The 22945-nt window shown below is 54.6% G+C and carries 23 protein-coding genes, 2 tRNA genes and 2 other RNA genes; 16 read left to right on the plus strand and 11 right to left on the minus strand.

Going from position 1 to position 22945, the window contains the following annotated elements; genetic code table 11:
- Nucleotides 1-246: 246 nt before the first annotated feature.
- The 4 genes from efeU to phoH all read left to right on the plus strand — a co-directional run bounded on the left by efeU (nt 247) and on the right by phoH (nt 4825).
- On the plus strand, nt 247-1080 hold the full coding sequence (efeU, locus tag IM291_RS01075; protein WP_028012665.1) for an iron uptake transporter permease EfeU: 834 nt from the start codon (nt 247-249) through the stop codon (nt 1078-1080).
- Between the two features lie 40 nt (nt 1081-1120).
- On the plus strand, nt 1121-2248 hold the full coding sequence (gene efeO / locus IM291_RS01080; RefSeq protein WP_192985934.1) for an iron uptake system protein EfeO: 1128 nt from the start codon (nt 1121-1123) through the stop codon (nt 2246-2248).
- Between the two features lie 5 nt (nt 2249-2253).
- Nucleotides 2254-3537: an iron uptake transporter deferrochelatase/peroxidase subunit gene (gene efeB, locus IM291_RS01085; protein WP_192985935.1), complete on the plus strand. Its 1284-nt coding sequence runs from the start codon at nt 2254-2256 to the stop codon at nt 3535-3537.
- A 499-nt stretch (nt 3538-4036) separates the two neighbouring features.
- Nucleotides 4037-4825: a phosphate starvation-inducible protein PhoH gene (phoH, locus tag IM291_RS01090; RefSeq protein ID WP_024908976.1), complete on the plus strand. Its 789-nt coding sequence runs from the start codon at nt 4037-4039 to the stop codon at nt 4823-4825.
- Between the two features lie 293 nt (nt 4826-5118).
- On the opposite strand, the gene IM291_RS01095 is transcribed toward phoH, so the two are convergent.
- The 5 genes from IM291_RS01095 to IM291_RS01115 all read right to left on the minus strand — a co-directional run bounded on the left by IM291_RS01095 (nt 5119) and on the right by IM291_RS01115 (nt 7264).
- A non-coding RNA gene (locus IM291_RS01095) (RtT sRNA) lies at nt 5119-5255 on the minus strand.
- A 44-nt stretch (nt 5256-5299) separates the two neighbouring features.
- Nucleotides 5300-5436, minus strand: a non-coding RNA gene (locus tag IM291_RS01100) — RtT sRNA.
- Nucleotides 5437-5480: 44 nt separating this feature from the next.
- Nucleotides 5481-5568 (minus strand) — tRNA-Ser (locus IM291_RS01105).
- 137 nt (nt 5569-5705) lie between these two features.
- Complete coding sequence (locus IM291_RS01110) at nt 5706-6383, minus strand: isochorismatase family protein (RefSeq protein ID WP_025755865.1); 678 nt, start codon at nt 6381-6383, stop codon at nt 5706-5708.
- A gap of 20 nt (nt 6384-6403) precedes the next feature.
- Entirely contained in the window at nt 6404-7264 is an 861-nt protein-coding gene (locus IM291_RS01115) for a pirin family protein (RefSeq protein WP_048999532.1), read from the minus strand.
- A 109-nt stretch (nt 7265-7373) separates the two neighbouring features.
- On the opposite strand from IM291_RS01115, the gene IM291_RS01120 reads away from it, so the two are divergent.
- Complete coding sequence (locus tag IM291_RS01120; RefSeq protein WP_059356856.1) at nt 7374-8279, plus strand: LysR family transcriptional regulator; 906 nt, start codon at nt 7374-7376, stop codon at nt 8277-8279.
- Nucleotides 8280-8522: 243 nt separating this feature from the next.
- Here IM291_RS01120 and IM291_RS01125 read toward each other — a convergent pair.
- Nucleotides 8523-8610 (minus strand) — tRNA-Ser (locus tag IM291_RS01125).
- Between the two features lie 232 nt (nt 8611-8842).
- Here IM291_RS01125 and ghrA point away from each other — a divergent pair.
- From ghrA to IM291_RS01145, 4 genes are all read left to right on the plus strand, one after another.
- Nucleotides 8843-9781, plus strand: coding sequence for a glyoxylate/hydroxypyruvate reductase GhrA (ghrA, locus tag IM291_RS01130; RefSeq protein WP_028012670.1), 939 nt, complete (start codon nt 8843-8845; stop codon nt 9779-9781).
- An 84-nt stretch (nt 9782-9865) separates the two neighbouring features.
- Nucleotides 9866-10603, plus strand: a complete 738-nt coding sequence (locus IM291_RS01135) for a phosphatase (RefSeq protein WP_048998815.1) — start codon at nt 9866-9868, stop codon at nt 10601-10603.
- Nucleotides 10604-10623: 20 nt separating this feature from the next.
- Entirely contained in the window at nt 10624-11178 is a 555-nt protein-coding gene (locus IM291_RS01140) for a molecular chaperone (protein WP_048998814.1), read from the plus strand.
- A gap of 96 nt (nt 11179-11274) precedes the next feature.
- Nucleotides 11275-11757: a DUF1097 domain-containing protein gene (locus tag IM291_RS01145; protein ID WP_075206640.1), complete on the plus strand. Its 483-nt coding sequence runs from the start codon at nt 11275-11277 to the stop codon at nt 11755-11757.
- A 45-nt stretch (nt 11758-11802) separates the two neighbouring features.
- Here IM291_RS01145 and csgG read toward each other — a convergent pair whose 3' ends face one another.
- Genes csgG through csgD form a run of 4 tightly spaced genes read right to left on the minus strand, consistent with a single transcriptional unit; the run spans nt 11803 to nt 14144 of the window.
- Nucleotides 11803-12636, minus strand: a complete 834-nt coding sequence (csgG, locus tag IM291_RS01150) for a curli production assembly/transport protein CsgG (RefSeq protein ID WP_028012674.1) — start codon at nt 12634-12636, stop codon at nt 11803-11805.
- Between the two features lie 26 nt (nt 12637-12662).
- A complete protein-coding gene (gene csgF, locus IM291_RS01155; RefSeq protein ID WP_028012675.1) occupies nt 12663-13076 on the minus strand; it encodes a curli production assembly/transport protein CsgF in 414 nt (137 codons plus the stop codon).
- 23 nt (nt 13077-13099) lie between these two features.
- Nucleotides 13100-13489, minus strand: coding sequence for a curli production assembly/transport protein CsgE (gene csgE, locus IM291_RS01160; RefSeq protein WP_048998812.1), 390 nt, complete (start codon nt 13487-13489; stop codon nt 13100-13102).
- 4 nt (nt 13490-13493) lie between these two features.
- Nucleotides 13494-14144, minus strand: coding sequence for a biofilm master transcriptional regulator CsgD (csgD, locus tag IM291_RS01165; protein WP_028012677.1), 651 nt, complete (start codon nt 14142-14144; stop codon nt 13494-13496).
- A gap of 754 nt (nt 14145-14898) precedes the next feature.
- Here csgD and csgB point away from each other — a divergent pair.
- From csgB to ymdB, 5 genes are all read left to right on the plus strand, one after another.
- A complete protein-coding gene (gene csgB, locus IM291_RS01170) occupies nt 14899-15354 on the plus strand; it encodes a curli minor subunit CsgB (RefSeq protein ID WP_028012679.1) in 456 nt (151 codons plus the stop codon).
- Between the two features lie 41 nt (nt 15355-15395).
- The gene (csgA, locus tag IM291_RS01175) at nt 15396-15848 is read left to right on the plus strand and encodes a curli major subunit CsgA (RefSeq protein ID WP_047368274.1); all 453 of its coding nucleotides are present in this window, start codon (nt 15396-15398) and stop codon (nt 15846-15848) included.
- A 60-nt stretch (nt 15849-15908) separates the two neighbouring features.
- Nucleotides 15909-16241: a curli assembly chaperone CsgC gene (gene csgC / locus IM291_RS01180; protein ID WP_041910536.1), complete on the plus strand. Its 333-nt coding sequence runs from the start codon at nt 15909-15911 to the stop codon at nt 16239-16241.
- Nucleotides 16242-16391: 150 nt separating this feature from the next.
- The gene (locus tag IM291_RS01185) at nt 16392-16712 is read left to right on the plus strand and encodes a hypothetical protein (RefSeq protein WP_048998810.1); all 321 of its coding nucleotides are present in this window, start codon (nt 16392-16394) and stop codon (nt 16710-16712) included.
- Between the two features lie 103 nt (nt 16713-16815).
- On the plus strand, nt 16816-17358 hold the full coding sequence (ymdB, locus tag IM291_RS01190) for an O-acetyl-ADP-ribose deacetylase (RefSeq protein ID WP_045630081.1): 543 nt from the start codon (nt 16816-16818) through the stop codon (nt 17356-17358).
- 35 nt (nt 17359-17393) lie between these two features.
- Here the strand turns inward: ymdB and mdoC are convergent, their stop codons facing one another.
- Nucleotides 17394-18533 (minus strand): glucans biosynthesis protein MdoC, encoded by a 1140-nt coding sequence (gene mdoC / locus IM291_RS01195; RefSeq protein ID WP_041910534.1) that lies wholly within the window; start codon nt 18531-18533, stop codon nt 17394-17396.
- A 254-nt stretch (nt 18534-18787) separates the two neighbouring features.
- Between mdoC and mdoG the strand changes: the two genes are divergently transcribed.
- Both mdoG and mdoH read left to right on the plus strand, forming a co-directional pair.
- Nucleotides 18788-20341, plus strand: a complete 1554-nt coding sequence (gene mdoG / locus IM291_RS01200) for a glucans biosynthesis protein MdoG (RefSeq protein ID WP_028012685.1) — start codon at nt 18788-18790, stop codon at nt 20339-20341.
- Nucleotides 20334-22862: a glucans biosynthesis glucosyltransferase MdoH gene (gene mdoH / locus IM291_RS01205; RefSeq protein ID WP_192985936.1), complete on the plus strand. Its 2529-nt coding sequence runs from the start codon at nt 20334-20336 to the stop codon at nt 22860-22862. Before mdoG ends, mdoH begins: the two co-directional genes overlap by 8 nt.
- The last annotated feature ends 83 nt before the right edge of the window (nt 22863-22945 follow it).

The following is a 22945-nucleotide window of genomic DNA, read 5'->3' on the forward strand; positions in this document are numbered from 1 at the left end:
ATTTTCGGTTGGTTTTTGAGGCGGATATTTAGCCACAGCACTGGTTAACCGTAAATGGGCATTTTTATTATAACTTATAAACTTAACGGTAACGGTGGCAACTATTAACAGGCTTTGAGTTTACAACTCGTCATCAAATCACCACACATTTCGCTTGTGTTTCCTTCCGCCGTAATGATAATCACTATCACAAGAATTTACCTTTCTTTGCATCAGTTGACCGCGATAAACATTTAAGGTGTCGGCATGTTTGTTCCATTTCTCATTATGTTACGTGAAGGCCTTGAAGCGGCCCTGATTGTCAGCCTTATCGCCAGCTATCTGAAGCGCACCCAGCGTGGGCGCTGGATTGGCGTGATGTGGGTTGGCGTCTTCCTTGCCGCGGCGCTCTGCCTGGGCTTAGGTATCCTCATCAATGAAACCACCGGCGAATTCCCGCAGAAAGAGCAGGAGCTGTTTGAAGGTATCGTCGCCGTGATTGCGGTGTTCATCCTGACGTGGATGGTCTTCTGGATGCGCAAAGTTTCCCGCAACGTGAAGGTGCAGCTGGAGCAGGCGGTGGATAACGCCCTGCAGAAGGGGAATCACCACGGCTGGGCGCTGATCATGATGGTCTTTTTCGCCGTGGCGCGCGAGGGTCTGGAATCGGTTTTCTTCCTGCTGGCGGCATTCCAGCAGGACGTGGGCATCTGGCCGCCGCTGGGCGCCATGCTCGGTCTGGCAACGGCGGTGGTGCTGGGCTTTCTGCTCTACTGGGGCGGCATTCGCCTCAACCTGGGCGCCTTCTTTAAGTGGACCAGCCTGTTCATTCTGCTGGTGGCCGCGGGGCTGGCAGCAGGGGCGATCCGCGCCTTCCACGAGGCGGGCCTGTGGAACCACTTCCAGGACGTGGCGTTCGATCTTAGCAACGTTCTCTCCACCCATTCACTGACCGGCACCCTGCTCGAAGGCATCTTCGGCTACCAGGAAACGCCGAGCGTCAGCGAAGTGGCGATGTACTTTATCTATCTGGTTCCGGCGCTGGTGCTGTTCGCGATGCCGCCGCGTACCGGTTCGCAGGCGTCGCGCGTTGCGCCGTAATTATTGTTTTAGTTACAACATACTTTTTAAGGGAAGAGTCATGGCAATTCAGTTTCGTCGTAGTGCATTGTGCGCAGGCATTGCCGCGCTGTTCGCTTCTGCATTCGCTGCGCAGGCTGCGGATATTCCGCAGGTAAAAGTCACCGTTAACGATAAGCAGTGTGAGCCGATGACCATCACGGTTAACAGCGGTAAAACCCAGTTTATCATTCAGAACCACAGCCAGAAGGCGCTGGAGTGGGAGATCCTCAAAGGCGTGATGGTGGTGGAAGAGCGCGAGAACATCGCGCCAGGCTTCAGTCAGAAGATGACCGCCAACCTGCAGCCGGGTGAATACGACATGACCTGCGGCCTGCTGACCAACCCTAAAGGCAAGCTGATCGTCAAAGGTGCAGCGACGGCGGACGCGGCCAAAGGCACGGCCCTGCTGAGCCTGGGCGACGCTATCACCGCCTATAAAGCCTACGTCACCAAAGAGACGGCGGACCTGGTCACGGGTACCAAAGCCTTCACCGACGCCGTGAAAGCGGGCGATATCGAAAAAGCGAAATCCCTGTACGCGCCAACCCGTCAGCACTACGAGCGCATCGAGCCGATTGCCGAGCTGTTCTCTGACCTCGACGGCAGCATTGATGCCCGCGAAGATGACTACGAGCAGAAGGCCGCCGATCCGAAATTCACCGGCTTCCACCGTCTGGAAAAAGCCCTGTTTGGCGATAACTCCACCAAAGGAATGGAGAAATACGCCGGGCAGCTGAACACCGACGTGCTGGAGCTGCAAAAGCGCATCAGCGAGCTTGCCTTCCCGCCGTCGAAGGTGGTGGGCGGCGCGGCCGGTCTGATTGAAGAAGTGGCCGCGAGCAAAATCAGCGGTGAAGAAGATCGCTACAGCCACACCGACCTGTGGGACTTCCAGGCCAACGTCGACGGTGCGCAGAAGATTGTCGAGCTGCTGCGTCCTCAGCTGCAGAAAGAGAGCGGCGAACTGCTGGCGAAAGTAGATGCCAACTTCAAAAAGGTCGATACCATCCTGGCGAAGTACCGTACCAAAGACGGGTTCGAAACCTACGACAAGCTGACCGACGCCGACCGTAACGCGCTGAAAGGCCCGATTACGACGCTGGCGGAAGATCTCTCCCTGCTGCGCGGCGTACTGGGTCTGGACTAAGCACGATGCACAAGCACGAAGAATTCGACGTGGCGGAACCTTCCCGACGTCGTTTGTTAAAAGGGGTAGGGGCGCTGGGCGGCGCGTTTGCCCTGGCGGGAGGTTGCCCGGTGGCGCATGCGGCGAAATCGCAGAGCGCGCCCGGTACGCTCTCGCCGGATGCCCGCATGGAGACCCAGCCGTTTTATGGCGCGCACCAGGCGGGTATTCTCACGCCGCAGCAGGCTTCCATGATGCTGGTGGCCTTTGATTCGCTGGCCAGCGATAAGGCGGATCTGGAGCGTCTGTTCCGCCTGCTGACGGCGCGCATCGCGTTTCTTACCGCGGGCGGGCCGGCACCGGATACGCCGAACCCGCGCTTGCCGCCGATGGATTCCGGTATCCTCGGGGCGTTTATCGCGCCGGATAACCTGACCATTACCGTGTCGGTAGGGGAGTCGCTGTTTGACGGCCGCTACGGCCTGGCAAAACAGAAGCCGAACGCGCTGCAGAAGATGACGCGCTTCCCGAATGACTCCCTCGACGCGGCGCTATGCCACGGCGATCTGCTCCTGCAGATTTGTGCCAATACCCAGGACACGGTGATCCACGCCCTGCGCGATATCATCAAGCACACGCCGGATCTGCTGAGCGTGCGCTGGAAGCGGGAAGGGTTTATCTCTGACCACGCCGCCCGCAGCAAAGGCAAAGAGACGCCGGTTAACCTGCTGGGCTTTAAGGACGGCACGGCCAACCCGGACAGCAGCGATGCGGCGCTGATGAAAGACGTGGTGTGGGTGACGGCAGATCAGGGGGAACCCGCATGGGCGGTGGGCGGCAGCTACCAGGCTGTGCGCATTATTCAGTTCCACGTGGAGTTCTGGGACCGCACGCCGTTGAAAGAGCAGCAGACGATTTTTGGCCGTGACAAGCAGAGCGGGGCGCCGCTGGGCATGAAGCACGAGCATGATGTGCCGGACTACGCGAACGACCCGGATGGCGACATTATCGCGCTCGACAGCCATATTCGCCTTGCCAACCCCCGCACCAAAGAGACGCAGTCCAGCCTGATGATGCGCCGTGGCTACAGCTATTCGCTGGGCGTGACCAATTCCGGCCAGCTTGATATGGGGCTACTGTTCGTCTGCTATCAGCACGATCTGGAGAAAGGCTTCCTGACCGTGCAGAAGCGGTTAAACGGCGAAGCGCTGGAAGAGTACATTAAGCCCATCGGCGGCGGCTATTTCTTTGCCCTGCCCGGCGCGCGCGATGCTGGCGCGTATCTCGCACAAGGTCTGATGGAAGCCTGATAATCGTCCCTGCGATAGTTCGCGGGGACATTATTTTTTCATATGACTATCTTATTGTTATATTTCTGTAATATTCATATATAAGACTGATTCCGCTGCAGGAACAGTCTTAAAAGTTGCATTCAGGTAAAATAAATGTTGCATTTATGATAACTCCTGATGTACTTAAGATAATACAGCGGTAGTTCCCGGCAGTGATGCTGAATCACTATGGAGATCGCGAATGGTTGCGTCCTGTACTGGACAAGGTAAACATAACAACCGCAGCACCCGGCGCGGAGGCTCAGACTCCGGCAGCGATTTCCTCACCACTAAATTCTCCCCCACATCTCAAGAACCTGATTCGACCGACGTGCAGACCGGTGCGCGTAGCCGTTCTGTATCGTCATCTGATAAAGCAAGCAATGGCTTACAAGGAAGCCAACCCTCTGATGTTCGTGCGCATAATCGTGCCGAAGCTGGCGCGTGTGATGAATACCAACAACTCAAGGTGCTATCCATGGGAAGACAAAAAGCAGTGATCAAAGCTCGTCGCGAAGCAAAACGTGTGCTGAGACGGGACTCACGTAGCCATAAACAGCGTGAAGAAGAATCGGTCACCTCGCTTGTGCAGATGAGTGGCGTAGAAGCAATTGGCATGGCCAGAGACAGCCGTGATAATTCTCCAATTGTGGCGCGCAATGAGGCTCAGGCGCACTACCTGAATGCTATCGAGAGTAAACAGCTCATCTTTGCAACCGGTGAAGCCGGATGCGGGAAAACCTGGATCAGTGCAGCCAAAGCGGCGGAAGCGCTGATCCATAAGGACGTGGAGCGCATTATTGTTACCCGTCCTGTACTGCAAGCTGATGAAGATCTCGGCTTCCTGCCCGGCGATATTTCGGAGAAGTTTGCTCCGTACTTCAGGCCCGTCTATGACGTGCTGGTGAAGCGGCTGGGTGCATCCTTTATGCAGTACTGCCTGCGACCAGAGATTGGCAAGGTGGAAATCGCGCCGTTCGCCTATATGCGCGGACGTACATTTGAAAATGCGGTCGTTATTCTCGACGAGGCTCAGAACGTGACCGCTGCGCAAATGAAGATGTTTTTAACGCGCCTCGGGGAGAACGTGACGGTTATCGTCAACGGCGATATTACCCAGTGTGACCTGCCGTCGGGCGTGAAGTCCGGCCTCAGCGACGCCATGTCACGTTTTGAGGAAGATGAGATGATTGGGGTGGTACGCTTCACCAAAGAGGACTGCGTGCGTTCGGCGCTGTGTCAACGGACGCTGCAAGCGTATTACTGAGTGTGCTGTTGCGTTCAAGGCCCGGGAAACCGGGCTTTGTTTTATGTGCATTTTATTCCCTCTCCCCTGGGGAGAGGGTTAGGGTGAGGGTCTCAGGCCGCACCGAGCTGAATATAGCACTGAGGGGGATTGACTCGCTTCGCTCGCCCTGCGGGCAGCCTGTTCGCTTCGCTCTCAGTCTGTCCAACTGGCTGCGCCAGTTGTCGAACCCCGGTCGGGGGTTCTCATCCCCCCACAGGCGTGCAATATGCGAAAAAAAAGCCCGCATTTTCATGCGAGCTCTTCTTAAAATATGGCGGTGAGGGGGGGATTGACTCGCTTCGCTCGCCCTGCGGGCAGCCTGTTCGCTTTGCTCACAGTCTGTCCAACTGGCTGCGCCAGTTGTCGAACCCCGGTCGGGGGTTCTCATCCCCCCACAGGCGTGCAATATGCGAAAAAAAAGCCCGCATTTTCATGCGAGCTCTTCTTAAAATATGGCGGTGAGGGGGGGATTGACTCGCTTCGCTCGCCCTGCGGGCAGCCTGTTCGCTTTGCTCACAGTCTGTCCAACTGGCTGCGCCAGTTGTCGAACCCCGGTCGGGGGTTCTCATCCCCCCACAGGCGTGCAATATGCGAAAAAAAAACCCGCATTTTCATGCGAGCTCTTCTTAAAATATGGCGGTGAGGGGGGGATTCGAACCCCCGATACGTTGCCGTATACACACTTTCCAGGCGTGCTCCTTCAGCCACTCGGACACCTCACCATATTGTTTTGCTGCCTGACCGCTTGGGGGGCAACGGGGCGCTACTATAGGGAGTTGCGCGAAAGCGGTCAAGCAGATTTTCTGCATTCGTGCTTGTTCGGTTAAGCCTTAATCAGCTTATGTCGTATAGCGCAGGATTAACGCTGCGAATCGAGCACTTCGCTGTTTTTCACCACCTCCTGCGCTTTGCCGTAGCTTTCGATCAGCAGCTGGTAGGCCGGGAAGATGTGGGTGTATACCTCAGCCCATTCAGCCGCATCTTCACGGTTCCAGGTTCGCTGGATCTCAGAGGCCACAGCGGCGGTATCCATCGGCACCACGCCTGCCTGGACCACGCGGGCCAGGGTGATCTCCTGCGCCATTTTGCTGTAGGTGCCGGAGGCATCAATCACCGCAAACACTTTATATCCGTCCGCCACCGCGCTGATGGACGGGAAGGCCATGCAGACGCTGGTGATCGTGCCTGCAATAATTAACGTCTTGCGACCGGTAGCTTTTACCGCCGCCACGAATTCCGGGTTATCCCAGGCGTTGATCTCACCTTTGCGGGCCACATACTGCGCATGCGGCGCGTTGGCGTGGATCTCCGGGATAAGCGGGCCGTTCGGTCCCTGTGGAACGGAGGCGGTGGTGATCACCGGGATCTTCGCCAGCGTGGCGATCTTTGCCAGCGCCGCCGCACGGGCGCGCAGCTCCGGCATGGGCATGTCGCCGACGGTCTGGAACAGCCCGCTCTGGTGGTCGATAAGCAGCATGACGGCATCATTTACGTCAATGACGGGACGTGCACCGTTGAAGTTTGCAGGGGTAGACATATTGCGCTCCTTAATTACGTTCAGATCTGGCCAAAGCGGCCGGAGTTGAAATCACGAATGGCTTCCGCGATCTCGGTTTTACTGTTCATCACAAACGGGCCGTAGCCCACAATCGGTTCATTCAGCGGCTCACCGGCCATCAGCAGCAATTTCGCGTCGCTGTTCGCTTCCAGATGCAGCTTTTCACCGCTCTGACTTAGCACAACCAGCTGCGCTTCACCCGCTGGCGTGGTGCCGTTCACCGTTACGCTGCCCTCAAGTACCACCAGCGCCGTGCTCCAGCCTTCGGGCTGGTTGAGCGTCAGATGGCTGCCCTGGTTAAGCGCGATGTCCCAGACGTTCAGCGGTGAGAAGGTATGGGCCGGGCCCGTCACGTCCTCAAGGCGACCGGCGATGACCCGCAGCGTGCCGCTGTTATCCGGCAGCGTGACCACCGGGATATCCGCTTTGGTGATGCTCTGGTAGCCGGGCGTCGCCATTTTGTCTTTGGCGGGCAGGTTGACCCACAACTGCATCATTTTTAGTTCACCGCCTTTCTGCGCGAAGGCGCTGGAGTGGAACTCCTCGTGCAGGATGCCTGCGCCCGCCGTCATCCACTGCACGTCGCCGGGGCCAATAATGCCGCCTCTGCCGGTGGAGTCGCGATGCTCCACTTCGCCGGCGTAAACGATGGTCACCGTTTCAAAGCCGCGATGAGGATGCTCGCCCACGCCGCGTTTCGCGCCGTCCGCCGGGAAGGTGTACGGTCCGGCATAGTCCAGCAGCAGAAACGGGCTCAGCGGCTCGCCGTGCGTCTGGTAAGAAAACATTGAACGAACCGGGAAACCGTCACCGACCCAGTGCGGACGAGGTGCGGTATAAACGCCTGTTACGTTTTTCATGATGAACTCCTGATGTTCTGTTGATGTAATTAGCTTATATTCAGGGTTAATATCCCGGTAGATAGTGAAAATGACATTCACTGTTCTGAATATGGAACGATGAGGGCGTATGCAGGATCTCAATGATTTCGCGTGGTTTGTGAAGGTGGTGGACCATGGTGGATTTGCGGCGGCGGGTCGGGCGCTCGATCAGCCCAAGTCAAAACTGAGCCGCCGGATTGCCCAGCTGGAAGAGCGCCTTGGCGTGCGGTTGATCCAGCGCACCACCCGGCAGTTTACGGTGACGGAAGTGGGGCAGACGTTCTATCAGCACTGTAAAGCCATGCTGGTAGAGGCCGAAGCTGCGGAAGAGGCGGTGGCGGCGTTGCAGGCCGAGCCACGCGGCGTGGTCAGGATCACCTGTCCGGTCACCTTGCTGCACGTGCACGTGGGGCCCATGCTGGCGCGGTTTATGGCGCGCTATCCGGGGATCAATCTTCAGCTTGAGGCCACCAACCGACGGGTTGATCTGGTGGGAGAGGGCATCGACGTGGCGATCCGCGTTCGTCCACGTCCGTTTGATGACAGCGACCTGGTGTTAAGAGTGCTGGCAGACAGGGGACACTGCCTGGTGGCGAGCCCTGCGCTGATTGCGCGGATGGGTCACCCTGCCGTGCCCTCTGAGCTGAGCGAGTGGCCGGGTTTGAGCATGGGGGTGGGAAAGCAGCTGCACAGATGGGAGCTGAGCGGGCCGGAAGGAGCGAAAGCCGCGATTCATTACACGCCGCGCTTTATTACCACCGACATGCTGGCGCTGCGTGAAGCGGCGATGGCGGGGGTGGGCGTGGTGCAGCTGCCGATTTTGATGGTCAAGGATCAGCTGGCATCCGGGGAACTGGTAAGGGTGCTGGACGCATGGGAACCCCGACGGGAAGTGATTCACGCTGTTTATCCTTCCAGGCGAGGTTTGCTGCCGTCCGTCAGAACGCTGGTGGATTTTCTTACTGAAGAGTATGCGCGGATGGTGGAGGAGTAACGATCCCCTCGCCCTTTTGGGGAGAGGGTTAGGGTGAGGCGCTCAGGCTGCACCGAGCTGAATATAGCACCGGGGGGGATTGACTCGCTTCGCTCGCCCTGCGGGCAGCCTGTTCGCTTTGCTCACAGTCTGTCCAACTGGCTGCGCCAGTTGTCGAACCCCGGTCGGGGGTTCTCATCCCCCCGCAGGCGTGCAACATGCGAAAAAAAAGCCCGCATTTTCATGCGAGCTCTTCTTAAAATATGGCGGTGAGGGGGGGATTCGAACCCCCGATACGTTGCCGTATACACACTTTCCAGGCGTGCTCCTTCAGCCACTCGGACACCTCACCATATTGTCATCCCGTTGTTGCTGGGACGGGCGCTAATGTAAGGAAAAGCCGAACTGCCGTCAACCCACTTTTTCAGTAATTTAGCGCGTTTAGACAAACTTCAGGCAACATGATTCTTAAATGTGCTGAAAGCGTCTTTTTTATCAACAACACGGTCACGCAATAAATTTGCTATGCTGACCGTCCAGTTAAAAAGCAAAATAAATCAGCGCAATAAAAGGCAGGATTGACTATGGATATACTCTTCTATCACCCCACTTTTGATACGGCTTACTGGATTAAGGCACTTTCTGCGGCACTGCCGGGCGCTCGCGTTCGTGAGTGGAAGCGGGGCGATAACGAACATGCTGACTACGCGCTGGTCTGGCATCCGCCGGTAGAAATGCTCCAGGGCCGTAAGCTAAAGGCCGTGTTTGCGCTTGGAGCCGGCGTGGATTCCATTCTGAGCAAGCTGAAAGCACACCCTGAAATGCTGCCGGAAGATATTCCTCTGTTCCGCCTGGAAGATACCGGTATGGGCCAGCAAATGCAGGAATATGCCGTCAGCCAGGTGCTGCACTGGTTCCGCCGCTTTGATGACTATCAGGCGCTTAAGCAGCAATCCCGCTGGGAGCCGTTGCCTGAATATCCGCGCGAAGCGTTTACCGTTGGTATCCTCGGCGCGGGCGTGCTGGGTTCGAAAGTGGCTGAAGCGCTCGCGCCGTGGGGCTTCCCGCTGCGCTGCTGGAGCCGCAGCCGTAAAGACTATCCGGGCGTTGAGAGCTTTGCCGGAACGGATGAGCTTCCGGCCTTCCTGAACGGCACGCGTGTGCTGATTAACCTGCTGCCCAATACGGCGGAAACGGTGGGGATTATCAATGAAGGCCTGCTCAACCAGCTGGACGACCAGAGCTACCTGATGAACCTGGCGCGCGGCGTGCATCTGGTCGAGCCGGATCTGCTGAAGGCGCTGGATAGCGGGAAGCTTAAAGGCGCCATGCTGGATGTCTACAGCCGTGAGCCGCTGCCGGAGGAAAGCCCGCTGTGGCGACACCCGCGCGTGGCAATGACTCCGCACGTTGCCGCCGTGACGCGACCTGCCGAGGCGGTGGCCTATATCTCGCACACGATCGGTGAAATAGAGAAGGGTAACCCGGTCACCGGACAGGTCGACCGACAGCGCGGCTACTGAGAGAAACCCGGCGTTCGCCGGGTTTTTGCTAATATTCGCCGCTGATAACTGCTATCCTTTGGAAAAAACGCAGAGGAGAGAAAGATGTATCCCGTTGACCTGCATATGCACACCGTCGCCAGCACCCACGCGTATAGCAACCTCCATGATTATATTGCCCAGGCGAAGCTTAAGGGCATCAAGCTGTTCGCGATAACCGATCACGGCCCGGATATGGCGGATGCGCCGCACTACTGGCATTTTGTGAATATGCGTATCTGGCCACGTCTGGTGGACGGCATTGGGATACTGCGCGGCATTGAGGCGAACATCAAAAACACCGACGGTGAAATTGACTGTACCGGCCCGATGCTGACCTCCTTAGATCTGATCCTTGCCGGCTTCCATGAGCCGGTTTTCCCGCCGCAGGATAAAGAGACCAATACCGCGGCGATGATTGCCACTATTGCCAGCGGCAATGTGCACATCATCAGCCATCCGGGCAATCCGAAATACCCGATTGATATTCCGGCCGTGGCGCAGGCCGCGGCGAAACACCGCGTGGCGCTGGAGATTAATAACTCCTCGTTCGTGCACTCGCGTAAAGGCAGTGAAGCCAACTGTCGCGAAGTGGCTGCCGCCGTGCGTGATGCGGGTGGCATGGTGGCGCTGGGCTCTGATTCGCACACGGCCTTCACGCTGGGGGATTTTAGCGAGTGCCTGAAAATATTGCAGGATGTGGATTTCCCGGAAGAGCGCATCCTGAACGTCACGCCGCGTCGTATGCTTGATTTCCTCGAGTCGCGCGGCATGGCGCCGATTGATGAATTTGCCGATCTTTAATTGAATAACGGAATAAAACAATGAATGAATTTTCCATCCTTTGCCGCGTGCTGGGCTCCCTGTATTACCGCCAGCCGCAGGACCCGCTGCTGGTGCCGCTGTTTACGCTGATTCGCGAAGGTAAACTGGCGCAGAACTGGCCGCTGGAACAGGATGAGTTACTGGAGCGCCTGCAGAAAAACTGCGATATGCAGCAGATCTCAACGGACTACAATGCTCTGTTCGTGGGCGAAGAGTGCCGCGTGTCGCCGTATCGTTCCGCCTGGCAGGAAGGCGCGACCGAAGCGGAAGTGCGGGCATTCCTTTCAGAACGCGGGATGCCGCTGAGCGATACCCCAGCCGATCATATCGGTACGCTGCTGCTGGCCGCGTCCTGGATCGAAGACAACGCTGGCGACGATGAAAATGAAGCCATCGGGATCCTCTTCGAAACGTATCTGCTGCCGTGGGTGGGGACCTTCCTGGGAAAAGTGGAAGCCCATGCCACCTCTCCGTTCTGGCGAACGCTGGCCCCGCTGACGCGTGACGCCATTGCAGCAATGTGGGACGAGCTGGAAGAAGAGAGTGAAGAGTGATGTAAATCACAAAAATCCTGCAACGATACATTTCAACTTGCACGTAATGTGCTTCTGATCTCATTTCTATGGCGCGCTTCTGCTAAGATGCGCGCCATGAACATATTACTTTGTATTGCAATCACGACGGGCATCCTCTCCGGTATTTGGGGATGGGTAGCGGTGTCTCTCGGTCTGTTAAGCTGGGCTGGCTTCCTGGGCTGCACGGCCTATTTCGCCTGTCCTCAGGGCGGGCTGAAAGGGCTCTTTATCTCAGGCTGCACGCTGATGAGCGGCGTTATCTGGGCGCTGGTCATCATGAAAGGCAGCGCGCTGGCGCCGCATCTGGATATGCTGGGGTACGTCATGACGGGTGTCGTCGCCTTCCTGATGTGCATCCAGGCGAAGCATCTGTTGCTGTCGTTTGTGCCGGGAACCTTTATGGGGGCCTGCGCAACCTTTGCCGGGCAGGGGGACTGGAAGCTGGTGGTTCCTTCCCTGGCGCTGGGGCTGCTGTTTGGCTACGCCATGAAGAACAGCGGTCTTTGGCTGGCGGCGCGACGGGAAAAAACGCAAAACATCACCGCGGTGAGTGAATAAAAAAAAGGCGAGATAATCATCTCGCCTTTTTTTATGCGCTGCCCGTCAGGATTCCGGAGGCACCGACATATCACGGTATTTCACCAGGATCGGGTTCTGTACGTCCGCTTTGTTTTGCAGATCCCACAGCCCGCGATCGATACCATCGTTGATTAAGAAGATCACGCCGGTTTCAATGGCTGACATCAGACACATCATGACCGGTTCGTTAGAGGTGTAGCCAATTTCTCCCTCCAGCAGGCGCTGGTAATCAATAAAGCGGAATACCCCAGCCTGAACTTCATAAGACAATATCGTTTTGCTGGTGTTGACCGAAGAGAGCACTTCACCGGTACTGACGTTCACGACGCGCAGGTTAACCGCAATTTGGTCGAGCTGGTACTGGGTATCTGCGCCGATACCGAAGTAGCGCGCGCCCACGCCACCCGATTTCACATTGCTCTCGTAACCGATAATCGACCCTTCAATCATCACGTTTGCGGCGGCCAGAGACTGCAGAGGCATCCGGTTATTGTCCGCAACGGTGCCATTCTCCTGCGCGGCACGAATGATTTTTCGTTCATTTAACAGATTCTGAAGCCCCTGGCGTTCCAGCGGAATAAACCAGTGCGAATCTTTAAGTGCAGTCACCAGCATGGCGGTGGCGCTTTGCGGCACCGCGGTGGAGAAGTTACTTGCCGGATAAGGCTTAAATTGTCCGGTTTCATCCTGAATGTTGTATACCGAGACAAATATCTTGCCCGTAGGTGAAGGCAAATGGGTTAAATCACGGTAACTCTGGGCCCGCGGCATTAATGTGGGTTTTGCAGCTTCTTTAGGCGGAGCAGTTAAACAACCGCTCAATAAGCACACTGCAACAAATATCAGGAAGCGCTGCATGGTCGTTGTCCTTATTTAGCTATTGTTTAAAAGTCAGTTGAATTATTTTGCAGGCCGGAAACCTCTATGGTGGAAGTTTTTCCGGTTTTACGATCGGTCACATTCAACTGGAGCTGTCCGTCCCTGTTGGCGATGTCGACGATAAAGTCGTTGGTCATCATTCGGCCGGGTTTGCCGGTATTAATGTTGGTCAGCAATCCCCCTAAAATCTGCGACTGGATAGCCTGGGTGAAGTTATCCAGTGCGGAAGGGGTATCAACGGTAAAATCCTGAAAGCTCGGATCTTTATAGGAGTTTTGTGCCTGAGCTTGATTCAGCAGAAAGGCACCGTTGTTGGGGTTACCGCCAAAGTTAGGGTTACGGAACTGGAAGGTCATATTTCCGGCCCAGCTCAGGGGAGCAATAAGCATGATCGAAACAACTGCATATGCAATACGCATGACAGCCTCCGCATATCGGTTCGCTAGAACTCATCTTTTGCTAAATCGCTGGTGCTTAATAGGGCTTTATCTATTTGCAGGCGATTAATAGCGTCTTCAGTTTGAGCCAGTGCTAAGGCTACGTTTTTATCGAAGTCTGTTTTCGAGGGGAATAAAAACGTTTGATAAATAACGTCCTGATTGGCCGTTATGGTTATCCAGCTTCCCCAACGTGCACTGGGCCGCTCGTTGATTGTTAAATTACCCGTGTAAGGACTGTCCCATTTATCGCTGAAGGCCCGGTAAAAACTGTGCCCGATCGATGAGACAGTGTGGTCAGTTAACAATCCGGGAACTTCGACCTCAACGGCCTGCAGGTTCCCTGCAGCGAGCAGGAGACTCGCTGCGGCGATCCAACTCAACGTGCGCTTCATGTGATTAACGCCTGAGGTTATCGTTTGCCCATGAAACCGCCTGAGTTCGGTTTTTAACAGCTATCTTCTTGAAAAGATTATAAAGGTGCGTCTTTACCGTATTTTCGCTGATAAATAACGAACGGGCGATTTCAATATTTGAAGCACCAATGCGTAATTTGTTCAGGATCTCTTTCTCACGGTGGGTGAGCAGCGCTGATTCCGAACTGTTATAGCGGTAATTTCCGGAGTGCGTGATGAGGTAGCTGGCCAGCTTTTGCGAGAAATAGCATTCGCCGCGCAATATGCCTTGCAGACCATCTACCACCCGAACCTCTTCTTCAGTGACGTAGAACACGCCATTGATATGCGGCCAGCTTTCAATATCTCTGAAAGGATATTCATCAGGCGTATTCAATAATAACACGCGGATATTATTGTTTTTCCTGCTTAAGTTATCTTGCCAGTAATGGATAAGCTTTTTATCGGCTTCCATCATATCAAACAGAATGATGCTGCCAGGCGCAATATCATCAAAAGAACGTTGAATATTATGCAATTTCCCGTTCAGTGATAGAGATTGCTTTAAATGTTGTAATAAAGCTGTCGCTTGCAGAGAAGGTTTTGTGATCAACAGTAATGTATGACCATGTAAACTATGGACTTCATTATACATGATGAAACCCCACTTATTTTTGGCACCTGACAGCCGCCCTCTCTGTAAAGAAGAGGGCACCAGAAGTACTGACAGATGTTGCACTGCTGTGTGTAGAATCAGAACATAACCTCCACAGGGAGGTAAATATAAAACCAATTTCGTACATCTAATTTCAATCTAGCTTTTACGAATTTTAAAGCAAGTGTTAATCATGTAACAAGATGTAAAAATCAATATTAATTTGTGAAAATTGCAGATTTTGAATGTTGCTATTTGATATGAAAGTTGTACATGGAAATAGTAGTGCATAGATTTTAAAAATCATACAAATATAATTAACCAGTTAATATTTATAAGTATTTATTATTTTATTTAGTTTGTACCCAGGTATGAGTAACTGATACTTTCTAAGTCATGCCGTTCTGGTTTTTCTGGCTTAAGAAAACTCGCCTTGTGTCACGCCCTGAAGAAAATGTCATCCTGGCGTTACGCTTAAACAACGCGGGAAGGGGCATGGACGGCTTTCGCGCCGTTGTACAACATGTCGCGCATAAATATTTCATAAAAAATAAAAACGGCCTGTGTCATGCCTTTTATGGTGCAAATTAAAACTTTGTGGTGACCTGAAAAATAAAAATAAGCCGCGCGGGTGAGATATTTAAAATGTTTCAGCGGACATACTCTTCACCGTAACGACGCGTTAACAAAAACGAGTCGTTTAATACGAAATACGATCAGGGTGTTTTCAGGTAGCCGGGTCCAGGGTGACAACATGAAAAACACATCGTTATTTTTGATGTTTACATTACTGGGTGCGCCTGGATTTGTAACCGCCGCGAATTCAGATTTAGCAAACGCTGAATATAATTTTGCGGTTAATGAATTAAGTTATTCATCATTAAATCAGGCAGCCATTATTGGTCAACAGGGCGTATTTAATGACGCTCAGCTTCGCCAGGAAGGATCGAAACTCTTGTCCGTCATTTCTCAGGATGGGGCAGGCAACAGAGCGAGAGTTGATCAATCAGGGACTTACAATATTGCCTGGATCGATCAGAGCGGTAACGGGAACGATGCAGGTATTACGCAGGATGGATATGGTAATAGTGCGAAAATTATCCAGAAAGGGTCGGGTAATAGAGCAAATATTACGCAGTACGGTACGCAGAAAACCGCAGTTGTAGTGCAGAAACAGTCGCAGATGGCAATTCGCGTTATTCAGCGCTAGCTATTTCGCGACGACGTTAATCAATCCGATGGGGGTTTACCATGAAATTTATCAAAGTGGCAGCACTTGCAGCAATCGTCGTTTCTGGTAGTGCTATGGCTGGTATGATTAATCAGGGCGGATGGGGTCATGGACACGGTCATGGCGGAAACAGTGGTCCAAATTCAACCCTGAATATTTATCAGAACGGTGGCGGTAACTCCGCGCTGGCGTTGCAGACAGATGCCAGAAATTCCGTTCTTAATATTAGCCAGACCGGTGGCGGTAACGGGGCTGATGTCGGTCAGGGTTCTGACGACAGCAAAATCAACCTGACCCAGAACGGCTTTGGCAACAGTGCGACACTCGATCAGTGGAACAGCAAAAAATCCGTTATGAATGTTAGCCAGTACGGCGGCCTTAACGGTGCGCTCGTAGACCAGACGGCGTCTAACTCCACCGTCAACGTTACCCAGATCGGCTTTGGTAACCACGCGACAGCGCATCAGTACTGATACTGAAATCTGTACTACAAAAAACAGGGCCGATGCCCTGTTTTTTTTCGGGAGTTCCTCATGAATACCTTCATTCTCCTTGCCGCGCTTTCCGGGCAGATAACCTTTCAAACGTCACAGCAGGGAAATATGACGACCATTATTCCGCAGGTCATTTTGACGGAACCGTGTGATTGTCAGGTTCAGATCCTCTCTTTGAAGGAAGGGCAGAGTGGGCAAAGTGCTTCGCGACAGCAAAATACCCTTTTTATTCCCGCTAATCAGCCGATTGATTTAACGCGGTTGAGTTTAACTATTTCTGCGGAAGACACGATCAACATCGTTGTCACCGTCACGGATGGAAAAGCGCTTCATTTATCACAGCAGTGGTCGCCAGCCGGGGGTGCGCTGTAAATATTCATGAAATCAATGCATTGTGAATATTTGCCGTTGAACTAAGCTGTTATCAGGAACTGCGTTGTTAGGTTCCGTAACGTCAGCCTTCGTTTGCATAATGAAGCGCGTTTGCCCCTCATGGACGATTTTCATTGAGGAGTACATATCGTGACCCACTCTTTTGGACATCTTATTTCAGGTCTGGGCCTGCTTGTTTCGGCATTTATCGCTCCAGCTTATTCGGCCACGCTCGCGCAGGGCGGCGTTATTCACTTTCGCGGCGCAATCGTTGCTGACCCTTGCGAAGTTACACAGCAGCAGCGGCAGCTGGCGGTGTCGTGTCCGGAAAAAAATCGTATGCAAACGCGTATGGTGAGTTACGGCGACGCGCTGAACGGCAAGGCGACGGCTTCTGGCCTGGCGACAGTGAATATGACGTACCTGAATCCTGAAAAAACGCTCGCGGTTGTTCAGATCCAGTACCGTTAATACCCGTGCACGCCCGTCGGTGGGCGTGGTTTTATGCCTATCGTTTTTCTCAATAACCCCTCTGCGATACACTTATAAAAAAGGCGGGCAGCAGAGGGGCTTTATGAAACCGCAAATTGAAGTTATTCATGGCGATATTACGACAGTTCATGTCGACGTCATCGTCAATGCGGCCAATCCTTCTCTGATGGGGGGAGGAGGCGTAGACGGCGCTATTCACCGGGCTGCCGGACCGCAGTTACTGGAAGCCTGTAAAATGGTGCGTCAGCAACAGGGTGAATGCCCTCCGGGCCATGCGGTGATTACGCTGGCGGGCAACCTTCCTGCCAAAGCGGTGATTCATGCTGTCGGGCCCGTGTGGCACGGCGGAGACCAGCATGAAGCGAGCCTTCTGGAGGAGGCATACCGAAACTGTCTGCGGCTTGCCGCCGACAACGGCTATAAAACGATGGCGTTCCCGGCCATCAGCACCGGCGTGTATGGATATCCTAAGGCGGCAGCGGCGACCATCGCCGTCGAAACGGTTTACCGCTATTTGTCGCTTAAACCGCTGCCAGAGAAGGTGATTTTTGTCTGCTTCGATGAAGACACCACGCATCTTTATCAGCGGCTTTTGACTCAGCGCAGACAAGAGCTGGAGAGCTGAAGCGAAGGCGGCGCACCGTGAGTGCGCCGCGCTGCTCAGGCGGCTTTCGGCTGAGGTTTTCCTGAAAACAGGAAGCGCAGAAGAGGGATCCGCAGATGGATCTCGTAGAGTACGACGGCAATCCCCACCACAAACACCAGCCCGGTAAAGAAGCCCAGCGTGTTGGATGCGATATGCGGCGTGATGTATGCCCCGAAGAACAGCGTCAACGGGTGGTGCACCAGATAGATAAACAGTGAGGCATTGACGAAGTAGGTCACGCGGCTGGACTTAAAGTTCAGCAAACGGTGGCCGAGCGCGAACACCACGTTCACCATCCACAAGCCCAACAGCATGGTGATCACGCTTTCCGTTTCATACATCCAGGCGTCGCCACTCCCGTAGCGCTGGTTCAGCAGGTAGGCCGCAAACGCGATGGCCGCACCCACCGCGCACCACGGTGACGGGGTGGTAAACAGCGCTTTAAGCCTCGGATGAATAAAGGCCAGCGCGCCAATCAAAAAGAACGGAATGTAAAACAGCGACTGCATCACCACAAAATTGAACAGGCCGTCGCTCAGTATTGGTGGATAGACGATAAACAACGTGCGTCTCACCGCGGCATAAGCGATCCCCAGCAGTAAGAAGAGCACCGACAGTTTGCCCAGCGTGACGTTAGCGAAGAAAGAGTCTGCTGTCGTGCTGAGATGACGGCGCAGGCGGCTGAAAATCACCAGACTGACCGTGGTCAGCACCACCAGAACCAGCAGGAACCAGAGGTGAGACACCAGCTCCCAGACCAGCGTGTTGTACTTTTCATACAGCGAGAGATTCGGCCAGTTCTCCGCCTTGCCTTTAACGTATTGCAGCATAATGAACTGCGGCAGCGTCAGCAGCGGTATGGCGGTTAACATGGGAATACCTACGCGCTCCACGCGCACTTTCCACCAGCGCTTAAGCGGATAGCGTAAAAAAAGCATGTACGAGAAATAGCCGGAGATGACAAAAAACACCTGCATGCGGAAGGCGTGAATAAAGTCATTAAACAGCGTCAGCCACCAGGAGGGCATCTGGCTATTAACATGCCACGTGTGGCTGGAGTAAATCAGTGAAATATGAAAGGGGATCCCCAATAGCATCAGCCATGCCCGGATCGAGTCGAGGAAATATTCCCGTTGTATCGGTGTTGTGCTCATATAACGTTGCGCATTCTCAGACTTTTCGCCTTATCCCTAAGGCTCATAATGGTTACATTCGACGCCAACCCTACACCAAGACCGACACACTGTCTCCAGGATAAGCACGCAAAGTGAATAACGGGTTCTTTCATTTGCTTAATCCATGAGCCAGCAGCTGAACAAAGCAGTGATTATGTTGTCGGATTGCCTGAGTTTCCATTAAAATGGATCGGATCGATATAAGCACACAAAGGGGGAAGTGCTTACTTATTATGAAACATAAACCACAGATGATGAAAATGCGTTGGTTGGGTGTTGCGGTGGTGTTATCACTGTATACCTCATCGGCACTGGCCTTTAACATCGACGATGTCGCAAAACAGGCAAAATCGATGGCAGGCAAGAGCTACGAAGCGCCGAAAAGTAACCTGCCCTCCGTTTTCCGCGACATGAAGTATGCGGACTATCAGCAGATCCAGTTCAACCACGATAAAGCGTACTGGAACAACGTTAAAACCCCGTTCAAGCTTGAATTTTATCATCAGGGTATGTACTTCGACACGCCTGTTGCCATCAATGAAGTGACGGCGACCGCGGTACGTAAGATCAAGTACAGCCCGGATTACTTCAATTTTGGCAATGTGCAGCACGACAAAGATACGGTGAAAGACCTGGGCTTCGCAGGCTTCAAGGTGCTTTACCCGATCAACAGCAAAGATAAAAACGACGAAATCGTTAGCATGCTTGGCGCCAGCTACTTCCGCGTGATTGGCGCGGGGCAGGTGTACGGGCTTTCTGCGCGCGGTCTGGCTATTGATACCGCGCTGCCATCAGGTGAAGAGTTCCCGCGTTTCCGCGAGTTCTGGATTGAGCGTCCAAAACCAACGGACAAACGTCTGACTATTTATGCGCTGCTGGATTCCCCACGCGCAACCGGTGCCTATCGCTTTGTGATTATGCCAGGTCGTGACACGGTCGTTGACGTGCAGTCTAAGGTTTACCTGCGTGACAAAGTGGGCAAACTGGGCGTCGCTCCGCTGACCAGTATGTTCCTGTTTGGGCCGAACCAGCCGTCACCGGCAACCAACTTCCGCCCGGAACTGCATGACTCCAACGGTCTGTCTATTCATGCCGGTAACGGTGAGTGGATCTGGCGTCCGCTGAATAACCCGAAACATCTGGCGGTCAGCAGCTTTGCGATGGAAAACCCGCAGGGCTTTGGCCTGCTGCAACGTGGCCGTCAGTTCTCTCGCTTTGAAGATCTCGACGACCGCTATGACCTGCGTCCAAGCGCCTGGGTTACGCCGAAAGGCGACTGGGGTAAAGGCAAGGTAGAGCTGGTTGAAATCCCAACCAACGACGAAACCAACGACAACATCGTCGCATACTGGACGCCGGATCAGCTGCCGGAAGCCGGTAAAGAGATGAACTTCAAGTACACCATTACCTTCAGCCGCGACGAAGATAAGCTGCATGCGCCGGATAACGCGTATGTGACGCAGACTCGCCGTTCTACGGGTGACGTGAAGCAGTCTAACCTGATCCGTCAGCCTGACGGTACGGTAGCGTTTGTCGTGGACTTCACCGGCCAGGATATGAAGAAACTGTCTCCTGATACTGCGGTGTCGGCCCAGGCCAGCATCGGTGACAACGGTGAAATCGTAGAGAACACCGTGCGTTACAACCCGGTTACCAAAGGCTGGCGTCTGACCCTGCGCGTGAAAGTGAAAGATCCGAAACAGACCACTGAAATGCGTGCTGCGCTGGTCAGTGAAGATCAGCCGCTGAGTGAAACCTGGAGCTACCAGCTACCTGCCAATGAATAATACATCTGAATATATTGATGCCATGCCGCTGACGGATATCGAAAAAGCGGCGCTGCCTAAGAGCGACATCCGCGCGGTTCATACCGCGCTGGATGGCGAACATCGTCAGTTTTCCCGTGATGATGATACGCCGCTGGGGTCAGTCAAGGCGCGTCTGGAGCAGGCCTGGCCGGACTCGCTGGCAGAAGGGCAGTTGATTAAAGACGACGAAGGACGCGATCAGCTTCAGGCGATGCCGAAAGCGACGCGTTCCTCAATGTTCCCCGATCCATGGCGCACCAACCCGGTTGGCCGCTTCTGGGATCGCCTGCGCGGGCGTGACGTCACGCCGCGCTATCTGTCGCGCCTGACGAAAGAAGAGCAGGCCTCCGAACAGAAATGGCGTACCGTGGGGACAATTCGCCGTTATATCCTGCTGCTTCTGACGCTGGCGCAGACGGTTGTCGCGACCTGGTATATGAAAACCATTCTGCCTTACCAGGGCTGGGCGTTTATCAACCCGACGGACATGATGGGCCAGGATCTCTGGGTCACCTTCATGCAGCTGCTGCCGTATATCCTGCAGAGCGGCATTCTCCTGCTGTTCGCGGTTCTCTTCTGCTGGGTCTCTGCCGGTTTCTGGACCGCGCTGATGGGCTTCCTGCAGCTGCTGATGGGACGGGACAAGTACAGCATTTCGGCGTCAACGGTCGGGGATGAACCCCTCAATCCCGAGCACCGTACCGCGCTGATTATGCCTATCTGTAACGAAGACGTTGACCGCGTATTTGCGGGGCTGCGTGCAACCTGGGAGTCCGTAAAGGCAACCGGTAATGCGGCGCATTTCGACGTTTACATCCTGAGCGACAGTTACAACCCGGATATCTGCGTGGCAGAACAAAAAGCCTGGATGGAGCTGATTGCAGAAGTGCAGGGCGAAGGACAGATCTTCTACCGCCGCCGCCGCCGTCGCGTGAAGCGTAAAAGCGGCAACATCGATGACTTCTGCCGCCGCTGGGGTAACCAGTACAGCTACATGGTCGTGCTGGATGCTGACTCCGTCATGAGCGGTGACTGCCTGAGCGGTCTGGTGCGTCTGATGGAAGCCAACCCGAACGCGGGGATCATTCAGTCTTCGCCAAAAGCATCCGGCATGGACACCCTGTACGCGCGCTGCCAGCAGTTCGCCACCCGTGTTTACGGCCCGCTGTTTACCGCCGGTCTGCACTTCTGGCAGTTGGGTGAGTCGCACTACTGGGGCCACAACGCCATTATCCGCGTGAAGCCGTTCATCGAACACTGTGCGCTGGCGCCGCTGCCGGGCGAGGGTTCGTTTGCCGGTTCGATTCTGTCGCATGACTTCGTGGAAGCGGCGCTGATGCGTCGTGCTGGTTGGGGCGTCTGGATTGCCTACGACCTGCCGGGATCGTACGAAGAGCTGCCGCCGAACCTGCTGGACGAGCTCAAGCGCGACCGCCGCTGGTGTCACGGTAACCTGATGAACTTCCGCCTGTTCCTCGTAAAAGGGATGCACCCGGTTCACCGTGCGGTGTTCCTGACGGGCGTAATGTCTTATCTCTCCGCACCGCTGTGGTTTATGTTCCTCGCGCTCTCCACTGCGCTGCAGGTCGTCCATGCCCTGACGGAGCCGCAATACTTCCTGCAACCGCGCCAGCTGTTCCCGGTGTGGCCGCAGTGGCGTCCGGAGCTGGCGATTGCGCTGTTTGCTTCCACCATGGTGCTGCTGTTCCTGCCTAAGCTGCTCAGTATCATCCTGATCTGGTGCAAAGGCTCGAAAGAGTACGGCGGATTCTTCCGCGTCACCCTTTCGCTGCTGCTGGAAGTGCTGTTCTCCGTGCTGCTGGCGCCGGTGCGTATGCTGTTCCACACCGTGTTTGTGGTCAGTGCCTTCCTGGGCTGGGAAGTGGTCTGGAACTCACCGCAGCGTGATGACGACTCCACGCCGTGGAGTGAAGCCTTCATGCGTCACGGGTCTCAGCTGCTGCTGGGCCTGGTGTGGGCGGCCGGAATGGCCTGGCTGGATCTGCGCTTCCTGTTCTGGCTGGCGCCGATTGTCTTCTCGCTGATCCTGTCGCCGTTTGTGTCCGTGATCTCCAGCCGTTCAACGGTAGGGCTGCGTACCAAACGCTGGAAACTGTTCCTGATCCCGGAAGAGTATTCCCCGCCGCAGGTGCTGGTGGATACCGATACCTATCTGGAGCAGAACCGTAACCGCACGCTGGACGATGGCTTTATGCACGCCGTGTTTAATCCGTCATTCAACGCTCTGGCGACGGCAATGGCCACTGCGCGCCACCGCGCAAGCCAGGTGCTGGAGATTGCCCGCGATCGTCACGTTGAGCAGGCGCTTAACGAGACCCCGGAAAAACTCAATCGCGACCGTCGTCTGGTGCTGCTGAGCGATCCGGTCACGATGGCAAGACTTCACTATCGCGTATGGTCCGCTCCGGAGAAGTACTCTTCGTGGGTGAACTACTACAAAGAGCTGAAGCTGAACCCGCTGGCGCTGAAGGCGAAGTAAGCGGTTAAGCAAGGCGGGTAAGCAAAGCGCCACCCGCCAGATAAAATACCGGCTGTGAGGCCGGTATTTTTTTAGAGGTTACT

Origin of the sequence: Enterobacter cloacae complex sp. P27C (assembly GCF_014895705.1) — a bacterium.
Classification (GTDB): domain Bacteria; phylum Pseudomonadota; class Gammaproteobacteria; order Enterobacterales; family Enterobacteriaceae; genus Enterobacter; species Enterobacter bugandensis.